At 70.5% G+C, this 21,558-nt stretch carries 30 protein-coding genes; 18 read left to right on the top strand and 12 right to left on the bottom strand.

Translation table 11 applies throughout. The annotated features are described in order from the left end of the window. Positions 1-11: 11 nt before the first annotated feature. The 5 genes from FV242_RS08485 to FV242_RS08505 all read left to right on the top strand — a co-directional run bounded on the left by FV242_RS08485 (position 12) and on the right by FV242_RS08505 (position 6,650). A complete protein-coding gene (locus FV242_RS08485) occupies positions 12-1,685 on the top strand; it encodes a ribonuclease J (protein WP_147938624.1) in 1,674 nt (557 codons plus the stop codon). Positions 1,686-2,006: 321 nt separating this feature from the next. Continuing rightward, positions 2,007-2,411, top strand: a complete 405-nt coding sequence (mce, locus tag FV242_RS08490) for a methylmalonyl-CoA epimerase (RefSeq protein WP_147897374.1) — start codon at positions 2,007-2,009, stop codon at positions 2,409-2,411. Beyond that, positions 2,408-2,743, top strand: a complete 336-nt coding sequence (locus FV242_RS08495) for a DUF1467 family protein (RefSeq protein WP_147907025.1) — start codon at positions 2,408-2,410, stop codon at positions 2,741-2,743. The genes mce and FV242_RS08495 overlap by 4 nt, the downstream gene beginning before the upstream one ends. A gap of 533 nt (positions 2,744-3,276) precedes the next feature. Then, positions 3,277-5,304 carry a threonine--tRNA ligase gene (thrS, locus tag FV242_RS08500; protein ID WP_147938625.1) on the top strand — a complete coding sequence of 676 codons (2,028 nt, stop codon included), beginning with the start codon at positions 3,277-3,279 and terminating at the stop codon, positions 5,302-5,304. A 329-nt stretch (positions 5,305-5,633) separates the two neighbouring features. After that, positions 5,634-6,650, top strand: a complete 1,017-nt coding sequence (locus tag FV242_RS08505; RefSeq protein ID WP_246692639.1) for a sensor domain-containing diguanylate cyclase — start codon at positions 5,634-5,636, stop codon at positions 6,648-6,650. Positions 6,651-6,666: 16 nt separating this feature from the next. Here the strand turns inward: FV242_RS08505 and FV242_RS08510 are convergent, their stop codons facing one another. The 5 genes from FV242_RS08510 to FV242_RS08530 all read right to left on the bottom strand — a co-directional run bounded on the left by FV242_RS08510 (position 6,667) and on the right by FV242_RS08530 (position 8,331). After that, entirely contained in the window at positions 6,667-7,098 is a 432-nt protein-coding gene (locus tag FV242_RS08510) for a hypothetical protein (protein WP_147938626.1), read from the bottom strand. Between the two features lie 87 nt (positions 7,099-7,185). After that, complete coding sequence (locus tag FV242_RS08515) at positions 7,186-7,419, bottom strand: hypothetical protein (RefSeq protein ID WP_147907028.1); 234 nt, start codon at positions 7,417-7,419, stop codon at positions 7,186-7,188. A gap of 131 nt (positions 7,420-7,550) precedes the next feature. After that, on the bottom strand, positions 7,551-7,805 hold the full coding sequence (locus tag FV242_RS08520) for a hypothetical protein (protein WP_058194295.1): 255 nt from the start codon (positions 7,803-7,805) through the stop codon (positions 7,551-7,553). A gap of 99 nt (positions 7,806-7,904) precedes the next feature. Then, positions 7,905-8,090 (bottom strand): hypothetical protein, encoded by a 186-nt coding sequence (locus tag FV242_RS08525; protein ID WP_147853858.1) that lies wholly within the window; start codon positions 8,088-8,090, stop codon positions 7,905-7,907. A gap of 34 nt (positions 8,091-8,124) precedes the next feature. Beyond that, positions 8,125-8,331 carry a hypothetical protein gene (locus FV242_RS08530; protein ID WP_147907029.1) on the bottom strand — a complete coding sequence of 69 codons (207 nt, stop codon included), beginning with the start codon at positions 8,329-8,331 and terminating at the stop codon, positions 8,125-8,127. 710 nt (positions 8,332-9,041) lie between these two features. Between FV242_RS08530 and FV242_RS08535 the strand changes: the two genes are divergently transcribed. The 5 genes from FV242_RS08535 (at position 9,042) to FV242_RS08555 (ending at position 11,578) form a co-directional block, all read left to right on the top strand. Next, positions 9,042-9,491, top strand: coding sequence for a MucR family transcriptional regulator (locus tag FV242_RS08535; RefSeq protein WP_281407051.1), 450 nt, complete (start codon positions 9,042-9,044; stop codon positions 9,489-9,491). Positions 9,492-9,762: 271 nt separating this feature from the next. After that, positions 9,763-10,032: a hypothetical protein gene (locus tag FV242_RS08540; RefSeq protein ID WP_187193712.1), complete on the top strand. Its 270-nt coding sequence runs from the start codon at positions 9,763-9,765 to the stop codon at positions 10,030-10,032. A 356-nt stretch (positions 10,033-10,388) separates the two neighbouring features. Further along, on the top strand, positions 10,389-10,751 hold the full coding sequence (locus FV242_RS08545; protein ID WP_147907032.1) for a hypothetical protein: 363 nt from the start codon (positions 10,389-10,391) through the stop codon (positions 10,749-10,751). 247 nt (positions 10,752-10,998) lie between these two features. Continuing rightward, positions 10,999-11,181, top strand: a complete 183-nt coding sequence (locus tag FV242_RS08550) for a hypothetical protein (protein ID WP_147857066.1) — start codon at positions 10,999-11,001, stop codon at positions 11,179-11,181. A 112-nt stretch (positions 11,182-11,293) separates the two neighbouring features. Next, positions 11,294-11,578, top strand: coding sequence for a PilZ domain-containing protein (locus tag FV242_RS08555; RefSeq protein ID WP_147907033.1), 285 nt, complete (start codon positions 11,294-11,296; stop codon positions 11,576-11,578). Positions 11,579-11,617: 39 nt separating this feature from the next. Here the strand turns inward: FV242_RS08555 and FV242_RS08560 are convergent, their stop codons facing one another. Beyond that, positions 11,618-12,007 (bottom strand): heme utilization protein, encoded by a 390-nt coding sequence (locus FV242_RS08560; protein WP_147938628.1) that lies wholly within the window; start codon positions 12,005-12,007, stop codon positions 11,618-11,620. A gap of 169 nt (positions 12,008-12,176) precedes the next feature. Here FV242_RS08560 and FV242_RS08565 point away from each other — a divergent pair, with 169 nt between their 5' ends. The 3 genes from FV242_RS08565 to FV242_RS08575 all read left to right on the top strand — a co-directional run bounded on the left by FV242_RS08565 (position 12,177) and on the right by FV242_RS08575 (position 13,023). Next, positions 12,177-12,359 (top strand): hypothetical protein, encoded by a 183-nt coding sequence (locus FV242_RS08565; protein WP_147907035.1) that lies wholly within the window; start codon positions 12,177-12,179, stop codon positions 12,357-12,359. Beyond that, positions 12,356-12,640, top strand: coding sequence for a hypothetical protein (locus tag FV242_RS08570; protein ID WP_246692640.1), 285 nt, complete (start codon positions 12,356-12,358; stop codon positions 12,638-12,640). The genes FV242_RS08565 and FV242_RS08570 overlap by 4 nt, the downstream gene beginning before the upstream one ends. 77 nt (positions 12,641-12,717) lie before the next feature. Further along, a complete protein-coding gene (locus FV242_RS08575; protein ID WP_147907036.1) occupies positions 12,718-13,023 on the top strand; it encodes a hypothetical protein in 306 nt (101 codons plus the stop codon). 126 nt (positions 13,024-13,149) lie between these two features. Here the strand turns inward: FV242_RS08575 and FV242_RS08580 are convergent, their stop codons facing one another. Continuing rightward, positions 13,150-13,344: a hypothetical protein gene (locus FV242_RS08580; RefSeq protein ID WP_147857078.1), complete on the bottom strand. Its 195-nt coding sequence runs from the start codon at positions 13,342-13,344 to the stop codon at positions 13,150-13,152. Between the two features lie 120 nt (positions 13,345-13,464). Here FV242_RS08580 and FV242_RS08585 point away from each other — a divergent pair, with 120 nt between their 5' ends. The 3 genes from FV242_RS08585 to FV242_RS08595 all read left to right on the top strand — a co-directional run bounded on the left by FV242_RS08585 (position 13,465) and on the right by FV242_RS08595 (position 14,708). Then, positions 13,465-13,665, top strand: coding sequence for a hypothetical protein (locus FV242_RS08585; protein WP_147907037.1), 201 nt, complete (start codon positions 13,465-13,467; stop codon positions 13,663-13,665). A 103-nt stretch (positions 13,666-13,768) separates the two neighbouring features. Beyond that, positions 13,769-14,257: a phasin gene (locus FV242_RS08590; RefSeq protein ID WP_147907038.1), complete on the top strand. Its 489-nt coding sequence runs from the start codon at positions 13,769-13,771 to the stop codon at positions 14,255-14,257. 232 nt (positions 14,258-14,489) lie between these two features. Then, positions 14,490-14,708, top strand: coding sequence for a hypothetical protein (locus FV242_RS08595; RefSeq protein ID WP_246692641.1), 219 nt, complete (start codon positions 14,490-14,492; stop codon positions 14,706-14,708). A gap of 49 nt (positions 14,709-14,757) precedes the next feature. Here the strand turns inward: FV242_RS08595 and FV242_RS08600 are convergent, their stop codons facing one another. Beyond that, on the bottom strand, positions 14,758-15,012 hold the full coding sequence (locus tag FV242_RS08600; protein ID WP_147907040.1) for a hypothetical protein: 255 nt from the start codon (positions 15,010-15,012) through the stop codon (positions 14,758-14,760). Between the two features lie 672 nt (positions 15,013-15,684). Here FV242_RS08600 and FV242_RS08605 point away from each other — a divergent pair. Continuing rightward, the gene (locus FV242_RS08605; protein WP_147907041.1) at positions 15,685-15,912 is read left to right on the top strand and encodes a hypothetical protein; all 228 of its coding nucleotides are present in this window, start codon (positions 15,685-15,687) and stop codon (positions 15,910-15,912) included. Positions 15,913-15,949: 37 nt separating this feature from the next. On the opposite strand, the gene FV242_RS08610 is transcribed toward FV242_RS08605, so the two are convergent. The 4 genes from FV242_RS08610 to FV242_RS08625 form a co-directional block, all read right to left on the bottom strand. Beyond that, positions 15,950-16,279, bottom strand: a complete 330-nt coding sequence (locus tag FV242_RS08610; RefSeq protein WP_147938630.1) for a hypothetical protein — start codon at positions 16,277-16,279, stop codon at positions 15,950-15,952. 67 nt (positions 16,280-16,346) lie between these two features. After that, a complete protein-coding gene (locus FV242_RS08615; protein WP_246692642.1) occupies positions 16,347-16,589 on the bottom strand; it encodes a hypothetical protein in 243 nt (80 codons plus the stop codon). Positions 16,590-16,678: 89 nt separating this feature from the next. After that, positions 16,679-17,530 (bottom strand): hypothetical protein, encoded by an 852-nt coding sequence (locus tag FV242_RS08620; RefSeq protein ID WP_147938632.1) that lies wholly within the window; start codon positions 17,528-17,530, stop codon positions 16,679-16,681. Positions 17,531-17,640: 110 nt separating this feature from the next. Continuing rightward, on the bottom strand, positions 17,641-19,677 hold the full coding sequence (locus tag FV242_RS08625) for a molybdopterin-dependent oxidoreductase (protein WP_147938633.1): 2,037 nt from the start codon (positions 19,675-19,677) through the stop codon (positions 17,641-17,643). A 225-nt stretch (positions 19,678-19,902) separates the two neighbouring features. Between FV242_RS08625 and FV242_RS36055 the strand changes: the two genes are divergently transcribed. Then, positions 19,903-21,558, top strand: a 1,656-nt coding sequence (locus FV242_RS36055; protein WP_281407052.1) for a BON domain-containing protein, incomplete at its 3' end; no start/stop codon positions are given.

The following is a 21,558-nucleotide window of genomic DNA, read 5'->3' on the forward strand; positions in this document are numbered from 1 at the left end:
GACGACGACAGATGGTGATGGGACAGGAGGAGCTGGTCTTCCTGCCGCTCGGCGGCGTGGGCGAGATCGGGATGAATGCGGCCCTCTACGGGTTCGGTCCGGAGAAGGGCCGGAAGTGGATCATGGTCGATTGCGGCATGGGCTTCGCCGGCGAGGAGCAGATGCCGGGGATCGACCTGATGTTCCCCGACCTCTCCTTCATCGAGGAGAGGCGGAAGGACCTGCTGGGGATCTTCATCACCCACGCACACGAGGACCATATCGGGGCGATCTCGGAGCTGTGGCCTCGCCTCAAGGTGCCGGTCTACGCGACCCGCTTCGCCAAGAACCTTCTGGAGACCCGCCGCCTCTCGGAGCCCGGCGCCCCGAAGGTCGAGCTGCGCGAAGTGAAACCAGGCCGCCGGGTGACGGTCGGCCCGTTCGAGCTCGAATACGTGCCGGTCTCGCACTCGATCCCCGAGTCGAACGCCATCGCGATCCGCACCGCCGCGGGCCTCGTGGTCCATACCGGCGACTGGAAGATCGACCCGACCCCCGTGGCCGGCGAGGTCACTTCGCCCGAGGCGTTCACGGCGCTCGGCGACGAGGGCATCCTGGCGCTCGTCTGCGACTCCACCAACGTGGTGCGCGAGGGCTTCTCGCCGAGCGAGCGGGAGGTCGCCGCCACCCTCAAGACGCTGATCGCGGATTCGCCGCACCGGGTCGCGGTCACGACCTTCGCGTCGAACGTGGCCCGCATCCGGGCCGTGGCCGAGGCGGCCGTGGCCTGCGGCCGCGAGATCGTGGCGGTCGGCCGGGCCATGGACCGGGTGATCGATGTGGCCCGCGAATGCGGCTACCTCGACGGCCTGCCCGAGTTCCGCCGCTCGGATTCCTGGAAGAACCTGCCGCGCGAGCGGGTCGTGGCCCTACTCACCGGCTCGCAGGGCGAGCCGCGGGCGGCGCTCGCCCGAGTCTCCCGCAAGGACCATCCGGATATCAGCCTGGCTGCCGGCGACCGGGTGATCTTCTCGTCGCGGGCGATCCCCGGCAACGAGCGCGACGTCGGCTCGATCATCAACGACCTGATCGAGCAGGGCGTCGAGGTGATCACCGACCGGACCGAGCTGGTCCACGTCTCCGGCCACCCGAGGCGGGACGAGATGGTCGAGATGTACAAGTGGACCCGGCCGGGCACGTCCATCCCGGTCCACGGCGAGGCGCTGCACCTCGACGAACACGCCCGCTTCGCCCGGGCCCAGGGCGTCCAGAACGTCGTCAAGGCCCGCAACGGCAGCCTCGTCCGCTTGAGCCCCGGCAAGCCCGAGGTGATCGACCACGTGAAGGCCGGCCGCCTGTTCAAGGACGGCAACGTCCTGATCGACGAGAAGGACCGGGCGATCCCCGAGCGGCGCAAGCTCATGCAGGCCGGCCTGGTCTCGGTGGCCATAGCCATCGACGAGGACGGCGTCGTGCTGGGTGATCCGGCGGTGGACATCATCGGCCTGCCCAATCGCGGCCGCTCCGGCGAGCCGTTGATCGAGACGGTGGTCGATGCGGTCTCGCGCACCCTGTCGGGGATGTCGCGGGGCAAGCTCAAGGACTCGGAGGGCGTCGAGAAGGCGGTCGACCGGGCCGTGCGCACCGCCGTCAACGAGGTCTGGGGCAAGAAGCCGGCCTGCCACGTGCAGGTGGTGGAAGTCTGAGCGGTCATCCCGAAAGGCCGGGTCCGGCTTTCGGAAAACGATGCCGCGCAACCAAAGACCGAGCGCATCGTCCGGGTTCTGATATCCAGGACGACGCGCTAGGATAAAAGAACGAGACGACGGACCACGGCAGGTCCCACCCAATCCCCTCATCCTGAGGTGCCCGGCGATCGGAGATCGCTGGGCCTCGAAGGAGCCCTCCAGCCGGCCCCGCGATCCCTGGAGGTCTCCTTCGAGGTTGCTGCGCAGCACCTCAGGATGAGGTCGGCATGAGGGAGACGCGGGACCAGCCGATCGGGGCGTCAACGGGAGGAACCAAAAATGATCGGTCGGCTCAATCACGTGGCCATCGCCGTGCAGGATCTCGAGGCCGCCTGCGCCGTGTACCGCGACACGCTGGGCGCGACGATCACGCCGCCCCTGCCGCAGCCCGAGCACGGGGTCACGGTGGTGTTCGTCGAGCTTCCCAACAGCAAGATCGAGCTGATGGCGCCCTTGGGCGAAGGGTCCCCGATCGAGGCCTTCGTGGCGCGTAACCCGGGCGGCGGCGTCCACCACGTCTGCTACGAGGTCGACGACATCCTGGCCGCCCGCGACCGGCTGAAGGCCCAGGGCGCCCGGGTGCTCGGCACCGGCGAACCGCGGATCGGCGCCCATGGCAAGCCGGTCCTGTTCCTGCACCCCAAGGACTTCCTCGGAACCCTGGTCGAGCTGGAGCAGGTGTGAACCGGATCCTGACCGCCCTGACCCGCTCGACGCCGGCGACCCTGGCCGCCGTCGCCGTGCTGGTGGCCGCCTTCGTGACCGTGGCCGTGAGCCAGTTTCGGCTCACGATCGGCGGGGCGATCGCGCTCTACTTCGTCGTGTGGTGGACGCTGCTCTTCGCGGTCCTGCCGCTGCGCAACCAACCCGAGACCCGGCCCGGGCACGTGGTGCCGGGCCAGGATCTGGGCGCCCCGGCCCGTCCGCGTCTGCGCGAGAAGGCGATTTGGACGACGCTGGTGGCCGGCGTCGCCTTCCTCGCCGCCCTGGCCATATTCCCGCTGACGGGGCTGTAGGGGGCGCGCCTCCGACGCGGGTACCGGTTCGGCGGCAGAGCGCGTTCCAGCGAACATTTCGAGCGTGCGGGCAGCGGCCCCGAAGCTCCGGACCTCCCTGTCCGCCGAGAGGCGGCGACGTCACGCATCGCCTTACGCGAAGTGCACCCTCGCGGCTCCGGCCTAGGCAGGTCGGAGGCAGCGCGCGCTCGTGCGGGAGGACGGACCCGCGCAGATCTCGGCCGGCGCCTGGGTCCCCGCGTCCCGTGTGGCTGGAGCGTCCTGGGCCATGCCCCCGGCTCCGCGGGCGCATGAGGACCAGGACACGCGTGCGGACGCGGCACGACGAACGTGGCGACGGACAAAGGCCCGCAAGCACCGGCGGCCGGCGGATCCGGCCACCGGCGTAAAACAACGGTGATCGGGCAGCACACGCCCTGGGCCGATCCCTCGCCAAGGAATAAAAAAACGTCTACACGGCCGCTCCCCGAACACGCCGACATGACGACGCTTACCTGCCGCGTATGCAGGACTGAGCCTGGAGAGCCTGAACCATGCCGATTCTCACCTTCCCCGACGGCAACACGCGGGAGGTCGCCGCCGGCACCACCGGCCGCAGCGTGGTCGAGGGCATTGCCAAGTCGCTGGCCAAGCGGACCGTCGCCATGGCGCTCGACGGCACGGTCGCCGACCTCGACGATCCGATCGCCCGGGACGCCCGCATCGAGTTCCTCGACCGGACCGACCCGCGCAGCCTTGAGCTGATCCGCCACGATTGCGCGCACGTGCTGGCCGAGGCCGTCCAGAGCCTGTGGCCGGAGACGCAGGTCACGATCGGCCCGGTGATCGAGAACGGATTCTACTACGATTTCTACCGCGAGACCCCGTTCACGCCCGAGGATTTTCCGAAGATCGAGGCGAAGATGCGCGAGATCATTGCGCGCGATGCCCCCTTTACGAAGGAGGTCTGGAAACGCGAGGACGTGCGCGCGCTGTTCGAGGGCAAGCAGGAGAAATTCAAGGTCGAGCTGGTCGACGCGATCCCGCCCGGCGAGGATCTGAAGATCTACCGGCAGGGCGATTGGTTCGACCTGTGCCGCGGCCCGCACATGACCTCGACGGCCAAGGTCGGCGCCGCCTTCAAGCTGATGAAGGTCGCGGGCGCCTACTGGCGGGGCGATTCGAACAACCCGATGCTGACGCGCATCTACGGGACCGCCTGGGCGGCCCAAGCCGACCTCGACGACTACCTGCACCGTCTCGAGGAGGCCGAGCGCCGCGACCACCGCCGCCTCGGCCGGGAGATGGACCTGTTCCACTTCCAGGAGGAAGGGCCGGGCGTCGTCTTTTGGCACGCCAAGGGCTGGACGATCTTCCAGGAGCTGATCGCCTATATGCGCCGCCGGCTGCGCGGCGACTATGCCGAGGTGAATGCCCCGCAGATCCTCGACAAGGCCCTGTGGGAGACCTCCGGCCACTGGGGCTGGTACCGGGAAAACATGTTCGCCGCGCAGTCGGCGGGCGACGAGGCCGAGGACAAGCGCTGGTTCGCCCTCAAGCCGATGAACTGCCCGGGCCACGTGCAGATCTTCAAGCACGGCCTGAAATCCTACCGCGACCTGCCCCTGCGGCTGGCCGAGTTCGGCGTGGTGCACCGCTACGAGCCCTCGGGGGCCATGCACGGGCTGATGCGCGTGCGCGGCTTCACGCAGGACGACGCCCACGTGTTCTGCACCGAGGACCAGCTCGCCGACGAGTGCCTGAAGATCAACGACCTGATCCTCTCGACCTACGCGGATTTCGGCTTCGACCAGATCGTCGTGAAGCTCTCGACCCGGCCCGAGAAGCGCGTCGGCTCGGACGCGCTCTGGGACCACGCCGAGGACGTGATGACCCGGGTGCTCGCGCAGATCGAGGCGCAGTCGGCCGGCCGGATCCGCACGGAGGTCAACCCGGGGGAGGGCGCGTTCTACGGGCCGAAATTCGAGTACGTGCTCCGCGACGCCATCGGGCGCGACTGGCAATGCGGCACCACGCAGGTCGACTTCAACCTGCCCGAGCGATTCGGTGCCTTCTACATCGACGCCGACGGCACCCGGAAGCCGCCCGTGATGGTGCACCGGGCGATCTGCGGCTCGATGGAGCGGTTCACCGGCATCCTGATCGAGCACTTCGCCGGGCATTTCCCGCTCTGGTTGTCCCCGGTCCAGGTGGTGGTGGCGACGATCACGGGCGAGGCCGATGCCTACGCGCGCGATGTCGTGCGGGCCCTGGAGCGGGCAGGGCTGCGGGTCGAGGCGGATCTGCGCAACGAGAAGATCAACTACAAGGTCCGGGAGCACTCGCTCGCCAAGGTGCCGGTCCTGCTCGCGCTCGGAAAACGCGAGTCCGAGGAGCGCACGGTCTCGATCCGGCGGCTCGGCAGCCAGCAGACCCGCTCGCTGCCCCTTACGGAGGCGGTGGCGGCCTTCGTGGCGGAGGCGACCGCCCCGGACCTGCGCCGGGCGCAAGCCGTGGCCGACACGGTCCCGACCAGCGACACCGTCCTCGACGGGCATCACGGCGTCCACGCGACGCCGTGACGTTTGGGGGCGGAGGACCGTCGGCCCGCCAAGATGAATCGGCGCAGAGAGAAGAATCAGCCGATCCCCGCGGCGGGCATTCGCAGGGATCGGTTGGGGCCGACTTAGGCTTGCCCGGTCGAGCCGGGCAAGCCTAAGTCATCGACCCTGATCGCCCGCAGGCGTCGATTCACGCGACTTCCAGAGGGGTTGTAGCCTGTGTCGCGGAGTTTCGGTGCGAACGCCGTTTCGTCAAGGTAGGCGAAAGGAATCCCATTCCAAGTCGCCCCGGTAGCAGTCTTCGGCGGATCCTCCGGCCATCGAGCAGGAGCCAGGATCCCGCCGGGTGCTTGAAGGGGGTCGCCATGAAGGCGCGGGCGGGCAGGGTTTCGGCGCGGCTGGAACGCCATGAGCGGGCGCCGATCGCCGCCTCCGGGGGCTACGGGTTCCGTCGCGACCGGCGGCTCGGGGCCCGGATCGTCCGGGCCCTGGACAGCCTGCCGCTCGGCTTCTGCCTGTTCGATGCCGGCGACTGCCTGGTCTTCGCCAATGCCGGCTACCGGCGGATCTTCGGACAGACGGCCGGGCAGGCGCGGCCCGGCATGCATGCCCGGACCCTCATCGCGCTCAACACGGCGCGGGGCCTCAAGGCCGATCAGGACCCAGCCAGGATCTGGGCGGAGCGGCGCCGGATCCTGGCCCGGCGCGATCCCGAGACCGTACTGCAGATGCTCTCGGACGGGCGCCAGGTCGCCCTCACGCTTCAGCCGCAGCCGGATGGCGGCTGGATCGCCCTCTACGAGGACGTGACCGAGCGCCGGCGGATGGAGGCGCTGCTGCGCCACAGGGCCGATCACGACCCGCTCACCGGCCTGCCCAACCGCTCCCTGTTCGAGACCCGCCTCGACCGGGCGGCGGCCGAGCCGGGCGGCTGCGCCCTGCTGTGCATCGACCTCGACGGCTTCAAGCCGGTCAACGACGTCTACGGCCACGCCACGGGCGACGCACTGCTGCGGCAGGTGGCCGAACGGCTCCGGGAGGGTCTCGACGACCGGGATACCGCGTCCCGCCTCGGCGGCGACGAGTTCGCCCTGCTGCTGGACGACGCCCCGCTCGCGACCGTGCTGGACTCGGCCCACCGCATCCACCGACGGCTCACTGAACCCTACGATGTCGGGGCCGATCGGCCGGTCCTGATCGGGGCCGCCATCGGCATCGCCTGCGCACCGGTCCACGCCACCCAGGCGCGGATCCTCGTCGCGCAGGCCGACGCGGCGATGTACCAGGCCAAACGGCTGGGCCAACCCTGCCTGTGGGACGCCACGCTGCGCCTCGGCCTCGCGCCGGTCGGTCCGGTGGCCCCGTGACGGCCGGCGGCCCCGCTCACCGGGCCTTGTCGTGCTCGGCGAGGCCGACGGCCTTGTAATCGTAGGTGGGATAGAACTCGGTGCGGTATGCGCCCCAGGCGGTATCCTCGAGGACGCGGTTGATTTCGCGGAGCCGGGTCGCGGGCAGCCGCAGGACGATGATCTGCCCGATGCCCATGACGACGTTCCAGGACACGACCTCGACACCCGGCGGCGGGAAGGCCTTGTAGAAGCCCTGCTTAGCCAGCTGCGCGTTCAGCTCGGAGAGCGGACGCGACTGGTCGTGCCGCAGGAAGACCGTGAGCAGGATGGCGTTGTCCGGCGTCGCCGGGGCCGAGCCCGCCTGCGGCGGCGGCGGCGTCTGGGCCATGGCCGGAAGCGCCGTCGAGCAGGCCAGCAGCGCAAGCGCCACCAGACCCGTCCGGGTCGCGATCCTCGAGCGTCTCATGCGTTCTCCCCGCTCCTCCGAACCGGCGCGACACCAACGCGCCACGCCCGCTTTCGTCGCAGCACGCGCGACCGGCGGCCCGGGTGTTCAGTCCGGCTCGACATCGTAGGACAGGCGCAGCCGCAGGCGGACGGCGCCCTGCTCGTCCCGGACGGCGATCACGTAATCCTGCCGCACCCGCGGGTCCGAGAGCCCCTGCGCGATCCGGGTCATCATGCGCACCGCCTGCGCCTGCGCGGCGGCGAGATCGGGCAGGTCGAAGCCCTTCTGGTCACGAACCAGGTTCGCACCATCGTGGAGATCGATGAAGTATCGGGGCACGGATATTGGCTCTGGAGACGCGATCGCGCGCCAGCATCGTGCTACGTTGTTTCTACGTAGTGTCCAGTGGGCCAAAGATGCATTTCGCCCCCGGCGTATACCTGCCGCGGTCCAGGCCTCGGTGAGATGCGTCAACCGCCCTGCAGGCTCTCGGCGAAGTCTTCCGGCACCTCACCGAACTGGCCGAGGATGGTCACGCCCTCGAGCTCGCCGGTCTCGTCGTCGGCGACCACCTTCAGCGCCGCCGCGCCCGGCATCCGGGCGGCCAGCGCCTCGGCCTTCTTGAGCGCGCCGAACTCGCTCTGGGCGGGCTCCTGCCGGGCCGGCCTCAGTCGCTTCCGATGCAGCTCGAACGGCTGCACCACGAATGTCGTCTTCATCGCCATCCGCTTCCTTTGAAGCACGCGGCGCGGTTGCGATAGGGCGTCCCTGCGAAAGATGGCCGCCGGCTCGCCGGGGGCGGCGACGCGTCCGGCCGTCCCCGGTCAGAGGCTGCGGGTCGTGACGCCGAGCGCCAGCAGCAGGTAGGCCCCGATGAAGAACCATTGCCGGTGCGCCACGACCGTCCGCCCGACCATCGGGATGCGGGTGTAGAGGCTGGCGACGGCAAGGCCGATGAGCACGGCCGAGACCAGGAAGGTGAGCAGGCGCGGGGCGGACAGCGTGGGCATGCCCCATGCTCGCGCCGGGACGGTTACCGGCGCGTTACCGGTCGAGCCCCGGAATGCGGGGCCGGTCCGGCGTGAGCGGGCCGGTGGAGCCCGGCAGCAACCCGACCTGAGCCAGCCACAGCGCCATGATCGCCCCGGCGATCAGGGTCGCCAGCGAGGCCAGCCGGCCGGTCCAGCGCCGCGTGATGATCATAACGGCCAGGACGACCAGAAGGGCGAGGAGGAGAACGAGCAGGAGCATGGTTGGCCAATGCCATGCCCGAGCCCGCACGTCACCGCGGCGACGACCGCCTTTCAAAGACTAATCGCCTTGAAGTTGAGAATATCGGGGCACCCCAATCATGCAAGGTGCGGAGCCGGGGAGGGCTGGCGCCGGACGCCACCGGGGGATCGCGGCTGTGCCTTAACCATGACGCCCGATCCCCTCGGCGCCCCCACCGTGCAGGTCCAGCCGTGGTCGCAACGTCGGGCGCACAGTCCTGCACACACACACACCGTGTCGCAACCAACGCCGGCAGGCCAACGCCGAGATGCTGCGGAGGCCTGACAACTTCCCCTGATCCAACGATCACTCTGTTGAAGAAGAATATTCCACGCCTGCGCTGACAAAGCATGTGATGCTACGCTCGGGCCGGCGGACGCATCATCGGGTCTTCGACCAAACGGTTCGAATCACGGGCCCGACCGGGAATCCGTATAATCTCAGACGCGGCAAACGATTGGGCGCGGGCCGGAAACACTGGGGCAATGATTTTTTAAATCTGCAGACCGCCAGGATAGTTCACCTGACGGTTGTGTCAGAATTCCCTACCCGGGGGCGCGAGCATGCACAGCGATCATGTCCGTTACGCATCCAGAAGAATGATTTTGTAACTTGCATTCGGGTGGGAGAAGTAGCAAATCGCGTGTGAGGGGTACATCGGGAACCATGAAGTGACAGAAGAAGCGATTGTGCACACGCCTGACCTTATCGGCTTGGCGGGCGACGTCGTCGCCGCCTACGTATCGAACAATCCCGTTCCGGCCAGCGAGCTGCCGGCCCTGATCGCCCGGGTGCACGGCGCGATCGCAGGTCTCGCCTCCGGGACGAGCGCCGCCGCAGCCGGTGCCGAGGCGCCCGTGGCCGTCGACAAGCCGAGCGCGGGCCAGATCCGCAAGTCGGTCCAGCATGACGGGATCGTCAGCTTCATCGACGGCAAGACCTACAAGACGCTCAAGCGGCACCTGACCGCCAACGGTCTCAGCCCGCAGAGCTACCGCGAGCGCTACGGCCTCCCCACCGACTACCCGATGGTCGCCCCGAGCTACGCCGAGCAGCGCTCCGCCCTCGCCAAGGCGATCGGCCTGGGTCAGCCCGGTGCCATGGCCGACCGCGAGCGCAAGGGTCGCAAGGCGGCCTGAGCGACATCGACTTCGACGCCTCCGGCGGCGGATGCCGCCGAGGTCGTCCCGGCCCTGCACGACCGGTGCGCGCCCTCCGGATCCCTCATCCGTCGCCAGCGTGCCGCCTTCGACAAGTCCGGGCCGTCACGTCATTCGGTCCGGCCCGTAATCGTTGCCCCGCAGCCACACATGTCTGCGACGTGGCCCGACACGGACAAGCTGCCACACTCTGCACAAAGCTGATGCCCACGCCGGTACCTGTGAAGAACAGGTGCTGGGTCGAAGCATGATGAAGCGTGAGCAGACGAACTCCGTGGTGGCCTTCCCGACGCATATCGCGCCGACCGTGGCCGACGAGGACACCGCTTCGGTGATCGCGGTGCTGCAGGAGCAGCTCGCCCTCGCCCGCGAGGGGCGGCTGCGCTCGGTGGCGGTCGTCTCGGTCTCGACGGATGGCGAGGCGATCGGCACGCACTGGTCGTGCAAGGGCGCCGACATCTCCAGCCTGATCGGCAAGCTGACCGTGCTGACCCACGACATGATGTCGGCTAGGAAATAATCGGCCCGGAAATACTCGGCTTGGAAATACTCGGCCCGCACGTCGTTGGCCGGAAAGTCGCCGGCCGGAGAGTCGCTGGCCGGAGAGTCTTCGGTTCGCACGCGATCGGTGCTTCAGGGGCGTAAGGTCCAACTGGTCCTGCCGGAGGCCGACCCGCCGGGGACGGACAGGTCCGCTCGCGAGCCCCATCGCGCAGGGCCCAGGACGAACCGGGCCTGCGTGCCGCGATCCGATGCCGCTTCGCCGAGTCTCGGGCCCGGGGGGCATCCGGAAGCGGCAGCCCTATCTCTCTGTGTCGCGGGGTCGGCGCCGCGCGCGCTGCGTCGTTCCCCAGCCCACAGAGGATCCCCACACCGATGAGACGCGTTCTGCTCGCCGCCGCGCTGGCCGCGTCGACCCTGCCGTCCGCACCCGCGATGGCCGAGGACGACAAGCGCACCGAGACGATCGAGGGGCTGGTGCGGATCATCGGCGCCCAGGCCGGCATCGTCCTGTATTGCCGCAAGATCTACACCGTGGACGACACGGTGTCCGAGGGTCTGTCCCGGACGGTGCGAAGGGCCCTCGACGCCGCCCTCGGCCGTCGAAGGGCTCAGGCCGCCATCGCGGAGGAAGGCCAACGCGTCGCCAAGACCATCGCGGAGGTCGGAGCGGACCAATGGTGCGCCGACCAGCGGGACATCCTCAACACGGACGGCGTTCGGGTCTTTGTGGATTGAGGGGCTCGGCCCACCACCGTAAGCAGAGGGACCTTCCAGGTTTTTCGCTTGGAATAACCGCCGCGGGTGCCAGATAACGCGGCGCGCTCCACCGTCGTTCTGCAGTGCAGAACAGATTATGGCCTTGTTCCCACTTGGAACGTCTGTCATGTTTCGAGGACGGACGTCCTGAAAGCAGATCACGCCGGCTGCAATCGTCCTGACAAGAGCCCAAAGGGCCAGCAAGCCGGCGTCGGAGGAACACGCCATGTCCACACCGATCACCATCGCCGTCGCCCTCATCGTGTGCGGCGTCGCGGTCACCGCGTTCGCCTTCACCCGCGCGCCCCGGTCGAAGGACTTCGCGGGCTGGGACGTGATGTTCATGAGCGGGATCGGCGCCGTCGCCCTCGGGTTCCTGGCGACGCTGGTCGGGGTGGTCACCGGATAGTGAGGCCTCGCACCCTCCTTTGAGGGCGGACGCGGACAATCCGATGCATTTCCGGAACCGGTTCTGAACCCGACGCGCCAATCCTGCGCGCTTCGCAGTTCACGAGACGGCAATGCTTGATCGACGGAGCGCCCCGCGCACGGTGCTGAACGAGACCGGCAGCATCTCCATCGACGAGCACCGCAGCCTGCCTTGCATCGTCTACGATCGCTCGCTGGGCGGCGTCCGCGTCGCCCTTCCGAACGCCGAGATCGTGCCGGAGCACTTCGTGCTCAACATCGACGCCAGCGCCGAGATCCTCGTCTGCCGCTCCGTGTGGCGCAAGGCGGAGGAGATCGGCGCGACGACGAACGAGCCGGAACCCGACCGGCCGAGCCTCCGTCGCCGGCCGGCCTGAGATCCCTCCGACCGGAGATTCCCCCGGCCGGCGCGCCTGTCAGCCGGAGCGCCGCGCGTTCCAGCGGCCGCTGCAGGTGACGATCCCGCCGGTCGACCTCCACGTGCCGCTGCCGGCGCCCTGCGTGTCGAGGCTGCCGTCGATCGGCACCGTGTTCGAGCCGCTGGTGATCGTGGCCGCGACGCGACCGCTCGACGAGACGCCGCCGTCGATATCGACGTCGTCCCCCGGGATCGAGGCGTCGCTGTCCTTGATCTGGACCTGATAGCTCGTCGAGGCCGCGCAGGGCCCTTCGGAGGTCGTCGCCACGATGGTCCAGGCGCCGTCGTAGCGATTCGGTATCTTGATCTTCTTCGTACCCGCGAGGGCTGGTGTCAGGACGCCGACGATCAGGGTCGCGGTCAGGATCGGGACAAGGCAACAGGGCACGGGGTCACTCTCGCTCGCGCCGCCGGGACCGACCACGCCGAGACAGAACCGTGAGAGGCCAAAACGGTTGCCTTGGCCATTCGGCGGGCACCTTCGCGCCGGACAACCGTTCTGTCCGTGCCGGGCCCGCCAATCGCGGGACGCGGCACCGCCCCCGGGGGGACCCGCCATGCCCGATCCGAGATCACCCGGCGCCGACGAGGCGCCTGAACCCGAGCTGCCCCAGGGCCTGCCGATGCCGCCCAATACCGGCGACATGCCGCCGCCGCGATTGCCTCCGGCTCCGGAGGACGATCCCGCGCCACCGGGACGAGAGCCGGCGCCGGACATCGACGACGTGTCGGGCCTGTGAAGACCGCCGGTATCGTGCGGGCGCCCCGGCCGATGCGGGTGTGCCTGGGCCTGGCCGCCTCGCTGGCGTCGGTCCTGGCGGCCGACGCCGCCGAGCCGCTCACCGTCGAACGGCTCAGCGCCGACGGCTGGGAGATCGCCGGCTACACCGGCACCTTCGACAACCGATCGTCCCTGATCCTGTTTCGGAGGAAGGACACGCGGTACCTGGTTCAGTGCTCGATCCTGTACGACGTGACCCGCAATCCGCGCGTGATCACCAACTGCTACGAGCTGCACTGAACCGGCTGGCGGCGGATCGGGTCGAACTTCGGCGGCCCGCGCCCGTTGGCGTCCGACCGCAAGGAACGGACGAACCCATGACCCGTACGACGTTGGCGCTCTCGGGCGCCCTGACCCTCCTGCTGGCCGGACCGGCCGCCGCGCAGGTGACCACCGGGGGGGCCGGCAATACAGGGGTCACCGCACCGCCCACCACAGGCGGCGTCGGAGCCGGCACGGTGGGCAGCGGACCCGGCGCCCCGATCACCACGGGCGCGACGGCCAATCCCAGCAACTCCTCCGTCCCGGGCACGACACCGGGGGTGAATATCGGCGGCACGCCGACGAGCGGCCCGCCCGGCACCGGCGGCACAGCGGGCGGTCCGGCACTCGGCAACCGCTGAAGCCGCGTTCCGGAAGGCGGCCGCCGGCTTTCGGACAAGGACGATGCGCGCGAGGCGCATCCACGCGGGCGGGTGCCGGCACCCGCCCCACGGCGCCGCGAAACGAACGTCGCGCGCCGGGGCGGCTCACTCGCCCCAGTCGATATCCAGGGACCGCTCGAACGCGGCCGCCGACATCTCCTTACCCTTGGGATCGGCGACCACGATCTCCCGGAACCCGCGCCGGACGAGTTCCCAGGTCTTCTCCATGGCCTGCTCGTCGGTCCCGCACGCGAAGGTCATGACGCGGCCGGACGGATCGATCCCCTTGACGGTGAACACGACGCTCTCCTCAAATCCCCGCCCGCATATAGCGCGGCGCACGCGATACTGCCCACCGACGCGGGCGCTCCGGGACCCGCAAGGCGGTCGCGACGTTTCCCCGGACCAGGGAGGCCACGCATGACTGATTCGCGAGAGCCCACGAGCGTACCGGATCGGACATTGCCTCCGGTCGACCCGGAGGTGGAGACCGGCCCCGCGGAGGCCGAGCCGGGCGCCTCCAACAAGCCCTTGCCGACCAGCGACGACGCGCCCGAGGTCGGGCTGTCGCAGAAGGGCGGTGGCGAGGACGCGGTCGTCCGGCGCGAGACGGAGATCTGACAGAATCGGGGGTCCCGTCACGCGCCCATCCCTGGACCTTATCGCTTGTGCAGTGCACAACAGCCATGGCCGCGGCCAGACGTGCGGCCGAAGGAGACCAGTCATGGCTAACATTCCCAGCTTCGAGGTCCCGCCGCAGATGCGCGATCTGGCCGAAACCAGTGTCGAGCAGGCCCGCAAGGCGTTCGGAACGTTCATCGGTTCGGCACGCCGCGCCACCGATACCCTTCAGGGCTCGACGGACCTGACCCGGACCAATGCTTCGGACATCTACGCCCGCAGCCTGGACTATGCCGAACAGAACGTCCGTGCGGCGTTCGACCTCGCGCAGAAGCTCGCAGCCGCCAAGTCCTTCCCGGAAGCGATGCAACTCCAGGCCGAATACGTGCGCGAGCGGTTCGCCGCGATGCAGTCCCAGGCCAAGGAACTCGGCGGCCTCACGCAGGGTGCGATGCAACAGGGGGCCGAGCGCGCCAAAGCTGCGATGCAGCAGGGTGTCGACGAGACCCGCAAGGCGGTCAAGCAAGGTCAGGATGCGGCCCAGCAGATGGGCCAGGAGACGCAGAACGCCGCTGACCAGGCGTCGCACTGAGCGCAGGCACCGGAAGACCCGGCCCTTCGGGGCCGTCGCCTCCGGTCGCGTTTGGACGAGACATGTCCTGACGCCGTCTGCGGGGGCCGTTTCCGATCACATTGCGATCGGGAGCGGCTCTCAGTCCTTGATGCCACGCGCTCGCTCACGCTGAACGGGTCTCTCCTTCGGCGGCGCGCGCTCTATCCGGGACGTGGAGGTGCCGATGATGTACGGCGAAGTTGGACGCTTGATGGACGAAGCCATCCGGCTCGGCATCCGCCAGGCCGAGAACGCGGCCCTTCTCGCGGTTGCGATGCACTCTGCGTGGCTCGACCTGTGGCTGGAGAGCTACCACGCCACGAGCGCTGTGCTGAACACAGGACCGGAGCAGTGCGCCCGGACCCGCCGCCTGATCGAGCGCGGCGTCTCACCGAGTCTGGCTGCGCAGGACCTGCACCTCGTCCGATAGCCGATACGCCGAACCGGATCCTGGTCCGGCTCAACGCGGCGCGACGAGTTCAGCGAGCCGATTCGGCCGAGGCCTGGTCCATTGGCCGGACGACGGCGGCCACCGGGATGCGACCGGCATGCGTGGCCGACACGGGCTGGGGGGTGGTGGTCAGATCGTGAGCCGAGCGCGCCTGCGTGGTCGCGCGGGCCTGGTCGCGATACAGCGGCGGCGTCAGGTGGAGGTCGTCCTGCGCGAAGGCCGGGGCGGTGAAGATGGCGGCAGAGGTGAGCGCCGCCGACGCGAGGATGAGGATCGTGCGCATGGTGCGACTCCGGTTCGATCGCGGGATGCAATCGCTGAGTGCATGAGACCACGGATTTGTGCGCTGCGGTATGATCATTTCGCATTGCAACATAACGCATCGCCGGAACGGTTATGCAGTTTTCGCGCGATCGCCCGAGCGATACCCGTGTTCCGGGGCAGATCGCGCCATGCATTCGAGACAATTGAACTAAATTGCCGTCCATGAACTGGAAAAGATAAATTGATCTCGCGCGAAAGTTTATTTCACCACGCAGGTCCCGGCGAGAGAAGCCTGCGGTTCCTTCGGGCAGCACTGCCGCCCTCCGCCGTTCGGCGGCCGTGATCGCTCACCCTCGAACACGTGCTCGCGCGCCCGCGCCGGCACCACGACGGTCGGACTGGGCAGACGAAACGTGAAGCGCCGCCCGGCAGCGTAGAAAAAAGTTCTCCCGAACCTCGGCGCCTCCCCCTTGTAGGAGGTCGGCGGCGCGCGACATCTCCTGACGAGGCGTCGGTTCGGAGCCGGATGCTCCGGATCGTGAGGGGCCGGCCCGGGCGCCACGTCGCACGGATCGCGGCGGTGGGCAGGCCTCGCAGCGTTCGCGACACGAACCGGCAACACGAACGCCAGGCTCACGTCACATGAGCCGGTTAGACAGAGTTCAATTCTGACGTCATCCGGAGCGCGCCCATGACGCCTGCAGACCTCGACAAGCGTGCCGAGTTGACCGTGTGGCCGAACCGCTCGCGTGGGCGGTCCGCCGAAGGGCGCCCCTACGCGACCCTGCGTGAGGCGCTTGCGGCGGCGGCCGAGGCGATCGCCTTGGAGGACGCGCAGCCCTGGATCATCACCGAGGAGGGCGACGTGCTCTCACCGGGCTGGATCCGGGCCAACACCCGATCGAGCGCCCTGCAGTGATACCCGGTGTCAGACGGCGGAAGGCGAGGGGATCCGCTCAGCACCCAATGCAGATGTCGTGCACCACATGGGCCCGGCGGGGACCGGTCCGCTGATTCGGCAACTTTCCATCCGTCGCAGGAAAGCCGCTGCCGAGCACCTGAAACCGTCTGCGGCCGGCGGCCGGGTCGGCGGTCGCGGGTTGCGCCGGCGCCGGGGCGCCCGCATCGGCCGGGGGCGCCTGGCTCGGCGCGCTGTTTGCCATGCCGGGATCCGGCGGGGGCATCATCATCCCCTGCGCGGGCGCCGTCAGCGCGAACTCGCCCGCCAGCGCGGAGACGGGGGCGCAGACCAGGACGACCAGGATCAGCCGAGACCGCACCGGCATGTCGCTCTCTCCGCTTCTCCCCGCAGGACGGTGACCGGCACGCCGGGGCGCGCCGGTCGGGTGAATCTCAGTAAGCCCGGCCGTAGAACGGCTTGGAGACCGGATGATATCGGTCGCTCACCGGCCACGTATAGGGCTGGTCTTTAGAGGTACGGAGATCGGAGCCGAATCGCGGGGCGTTGAACCCGATGCCGTGGAGGGCGCCGGTCCGGCCCTTGGCACCCTGGGTCGCGGACGCGGCATCGCGGGCCAACGCTGCGCTCGACAGGCCCATGGCGGGAACGGCCGCACATGAAACGCGGCCCAGCATAACGGGTCTCCTGACGTCTCGCATCGTCGCCTCCCATCCCGGCCGAGGTGCCGGACCTGAAGCAACGGCAGCCAGTCCTCGCGACGGCCTCAGAACGCGTTCGCGGCGCCGAAGCAGGCCACCGCGAGCGGTCCGTTGCAGGCGGTGTCGGTCTGGCCGGTCCCGGCCGCGATGCCGGCGCCGCCGACCGCTCCGCCGCCGCCACGGGCCACGGTGTCGGCCCCGGCGAGGTCCTGGACCGGCGCCGCGTTCGCAGCGCCCGCGATGCCGGCGCCGCCGAACGCGCCGCCCCCGGTGGCGGTGGCTGTGGCGGACGCCGCGGTCACGGCCGGGTCGACGGCGGTCAGCCCCGTCGAGCTGGCGCCGATCCCGGCCCCGGTCCCGAATCCGCCCGCCCCGGAGGCCACCGCCGAGGCCGAGGTCGCATTGGTGTTCAGGCTCGTGCCGATGGCCGAGCCGCCGCCGAAGCCCCCCGTCCCGAAGTTCGAGAGAGCGTTGCCCGAGATCGACCCGATCGCCGAACGCGTCGACGTGTTGAAGCCGTTGCGCGTGCCGGTCGCGCCGATCGTGCTCCCGGTTCCGCTCGAACTCGATGGCGTTCCGGTGACGCCGGCGCCGCCGGTCGATCCGGATCCCGAGAGGCCCAGCCGGGCCGTGCCGGCGCTGGTGGCGCCTGTCGGCGGCGCGATGCTGCCGCCCCCGGAACCGCCGCCGCCGAAGCTCAGCTGCCCGGCATTCACGAGGCCGCCGCCCTGGGCCGAGAGGGTCGGGAACGGGCCGGAGGTGGAGCCGCCGCCGAGGCTGAGCTGTCCCGGGTTAGCGGTCGCCGTCAGCGGCTCCAGGGAGGCCGCCGCGGGGACCGTCGCGGTGGCGGACAGGTTCTGGGCCCAGGCCGGAGCGGCGAACGGGACCAGCAGGGCGGCGGCGAGGATGACCCGCATGGCTGTCGGATTCCACGAGACGGTGTGTCCTGGGCCAACACAACCGATTCGGGTGGGTTCCGCCGTCTCGGTTCCCGCTGCTGATTGAAGGGCCGGGTCGGGCCGTCGCGTCAGGCCGCCCGCACCCACACCGCGGTGTCGTGGAACGTGGCGCCGTCGTTGGGGGCGGCCGGCGTGTCGCCGATCAGCGCGTTGATGCCGCGCCCGCCCGAGAACGAGGCCGCCGGCCACAGGCTCTCGACCACCACGATCCCGGGCGGCTGCCCCTCCGCGAGGCGCGCGTGCAGCCGGACCTGGCCGCGGGTGTTGCCGATCTCCACCGCGTCCCCGGTGGCGATCCCGAGGCGGGCGCCGTCCTCCGGATGGAGCAGGCAGGTCGGGCGGCCCTCGCGCCGGATCGATTCCGGGCTGTTCGAGAAGGTCGTGTTGAGGAACTGGCGGGCCGGGGGCGCCACCATCCGGAACGGACGCTCGGCGTCGGCCGGCTCCGAGACCGCCCAATGGTCGGGCAGGGCCGGCATGCCGGCGGCGCGCGGCCCGAGCGCCGACCAGTCCGGCCCGAACCGGAACCGCCCGTCCGGGTGGCCGAAGCCGGTGAGGAAATGGCTCTCGGCAAAGCCCGGCTGCGCGTCGATCCAGCGCTCCTGCTCCAGCCGGCCGAGGCCGCCCCAGCCCGAGCGGGCCAGGGTCGCGTCGGCCAGATCCCGGGCGTTCAGGTCGAAGCCCGCATGCCCGGCCCCGAGCCGGCCGGCGAGGGCGGCGATCAGGTCGTGGTTGGAGCGGCATTCCCCCGGCGGCGGCAGGAGGGCCGGCCCGGACTGGATGTGGCTGTGCCCGCCGGCCCCGTAGATGTCGTCGTGCTCCAGGAAGGTGGTGGCCGGCAGGACGAGGTCGGCTAGCGCCGCCGTCTCGGTCATGAACTGCTCGTGCACGGCCACGAACACGTCCGGCCGCAGCAGCCCGGCGCGCACCCGGTTGCTGTCGGGAGCCGAGGCGGCCGGGTTCGCCGACTGGATCAGCATCGCGCGCACCGGCGGCCCGCCCTGCAGGGCGTCGGGATCGTCGGCCAGGATCGCGCCGATCCGGCTCATGTCGAGTTCGCGCACCCCCGGGGCCTTGGCGTCGAGGCCCTCGGTCAGGGTCTTGTCCCAGTTGAAGATCGCGGCGTTCTGCCAGAGGGCGCCGCCGCCCTCGTGCTGCCAGGCGCCGGTCACGGTGGGCAGGCAGGTCACCGCGTGCAGGTTGACCGCGCCGTTATGCGTCCGGGTGAAGCCGAAGCCGCAGCGGATGTAGCTGCGCGGCGTCGAGCCGTAGAGCGCCGCGAACGCCTCGATCTCGGCGACCGTGAGGCCGGTGATCGCGGCCGCCCAGGCCGGATCGCGCGTGGCGAGATGCGCCTCCAGCGCCGCCGTGTCCTCGGCATGGGCCGCGAGGTAGGCCCGGTCGGCGTGACCGTCGCGGAACAGCACGTGGAGCACCGCGCAGGCCAGCGCCCCGTCGGTGCCGGGCCGGGGGGCGAGGTGGAGGTCGGCCGCCGCGGCGGTGCCGGTGCGGTAGGGGTCGATCACCACCAGCTTGGCGCCGCGCGTCTTGCGGGCCCGGCTGATGTGGCTCATCGCGTTGACCTGGGTGCTCACGGGGTTGCCGCCCCAGACCACGATCAGGTCGGAGAGCGCCATCTCCCTCGGGTCCGGACCCGCGATGCGGCCGATCCCGGCGCTCCAGCCGGCGATGGCGATGGCGGTGCAGATGGTGCGCTTGCGCCGGGAATAGCCCATCACGTGGGTCAACCGGTGGATGCCGTCGCGCTGGACCAGGCCCATCGTGCCGCCGGAATTGTACGGCCAGACCGCCTCCGGACCGTGGCGCTCGGCCGTCTCGCGGAAGGCCGCGGCCAGCCGGTCGAGGGCCGCGTCCCAGGTGATCGGCCGCCACTGGCCGCTGCCCTTCTCGCCGACGCGTTCCAGCGGCCCGAGAATCCGGTCCGGGTGGTGGACCCGCTCGCCGTAGCGGCTGACCTTCGCGCAGATCACCCCGGCCGTGTAGGGGTTGTCGCCCCCCTTCACCGAGACGACGCGGCCGTCCGCCACCTGCACGTCCAGGCTGCAGGCCGAGGGGCAATCGTGCGGGCAGACGGTCCGGGCCAAGCGACACACTCCGTGGCGTAGTCTCGTGGTGATGGCCGGGATGATGCAAGCGCCGTGCTTTTTTGAGGCGGGCGCACGCGAAAGCCGCGCGCAGCCTGCGATCCGTCCCTGCGGCTGGTCTGCCGGCCTTCGAGGAATTCCAGCCTGGTCCGTTGAAGAAAAGGCCTTCATCCTGCCGGATTGCCGGTATGGTCTCGCGGCCCGGATCCGCTTTAACCAACGATTGTGCCGTTGCCAGAAGAGTTCGCTCAAGGCTTGCGCCGCGCCGGCTGGCTCGCCGGCCTGCCCGCGCTCGCGCTGATCTGGGCCGGCGCGACGCTGTTCGCCACCCCGCAGATCGCCGACGCCCTCGACGCGGCCGGCGCGCGGGTCGCGTCCGGCACCGCCACGGCCGCCGGCGAGCCCTGGCTGCGGCTGGAGGCGCGCGGACGCGACCTGGCGGCTGAGGGCGAGGCTCCGGATGTCGGCGAGCGCGAGACGGTGCTGGCCAAGCTCGCCGCCCTGGACGGCCCCCGGCGAATCGTCTCGGAGATCGGCCTGGTGGAGACCGCCGCGCCGTTCCTGTGGGCGGCGATCCGCACCGGCTCGGCCCGGGTGGCGCTGGAGGGCAGCCGCCCGGCGCAGATCGGACGGCAGGCCCTGGAGGCGCGGATCACCGGGGCGCTGGCGCCCGGCACCGCCCTCGACGACACCGCCCGGGCGGCCCGGGGCGCGCCGCCCGATTTCGCCAGCGCGGCGGCGTTTTTGGCAGCGCGGCTGTCCGGGCTCGCCAAGGGCGGCCGGGCGGCGCTCAGCGACACGGTGCTCAGCCTGTCCGGCGAGGCCCTGGACGTGCCGGCCTACGAGGCGCTGCGGACCGCCCTGGCGAACCCGCCGGCCGGGTTCAGCGTCGGGCGGATCGAGATCGTGCCGCCCGCGGTGGCGCAGTTCCGGTTCTCGGTGGCGAAGTCGGCCCGGGGAATCGTGCTCGACGGGTTCGCGCCCTCCGCGGCGGACCGGGAGGCGGCCCTGCGGGCGGCCGCCGAAGCGGTCCCGGGGGGCAGCGTGCAGGACCGGCTGCTCACCGCCCGGGGGCTCGACCCGGCGATCGACCCAAAGACCCTGATCGGCTTCGCGTTCCGGCTGGCCGAGCTGATCCAGTCCGGCACCGTCACCTTCGCGGACGATTCCGTCTCGGTCACCGGCGACGCCATCGACGCTCAGGCGATTCCCGACGCCGCCGCGCTGATGCGCGAGGCCCGGCCCGCCGGCGTGAAGCCCGGCCCGGTGACGCTGGCGGCACGGCCGCTCTCGCCCTACCGGGTTGCGATCCGCCGGACCCCGGAGGCGGTCACGCTCACCGGCCACCTGCCCGACGACGCCACCCGGGAGCGGGTGCTGGCCGCCCTGCGCCCGCGCCTGTTCCGCGAGCCGGTGATCGACCGGACGCGCCTGGCCGACGGCGCCCCGCCGGACCTCGGCGCCGCGCTGGCGGCGGCCGCCCCCCTGGTGGCCAACCTCGCGGCCGGGGAGGTGGCGGTCTCGGACCGGGCGCTGACGCTCACCGGCGAAAGCCTCTACCGCGAGGCCGCGTCCCGGACGCCGGAGCGCCTGGCCGAGGTGCTACCCCCCGGCTGGACCGGGCGGGCCGCCGTCACGGCCCGCCAGCCCGCCGAGACCCGCGACCCGGCCGCCTGCCGGGCGGAGGCGGGCGCCGCGATCGCCGGGACGTCCCTGCGCTTCCCAACCGGCAGTGCGACCCTCGGGCCGGCCTTCTACCCGGTGCTCGACGCCCTGGCGGCCCTGGCCAAGGCCTGCCCGACCCTGCGCATCGCGGTCTCGGCCCCGGCCGACCCGGCCAAGGCGAAGCCGGCCCAAGGGGTTGGGGGGACGGCTGGGGAG

The organism is Methylobacterium sp. WL64 (genome assembly GCF_008039945.1).
GTDB lineage: Bacteria > Pseudomonadota > Alphaproteobacteria > Rhizobiales > Beijerinckiaceae > Methylobacterium.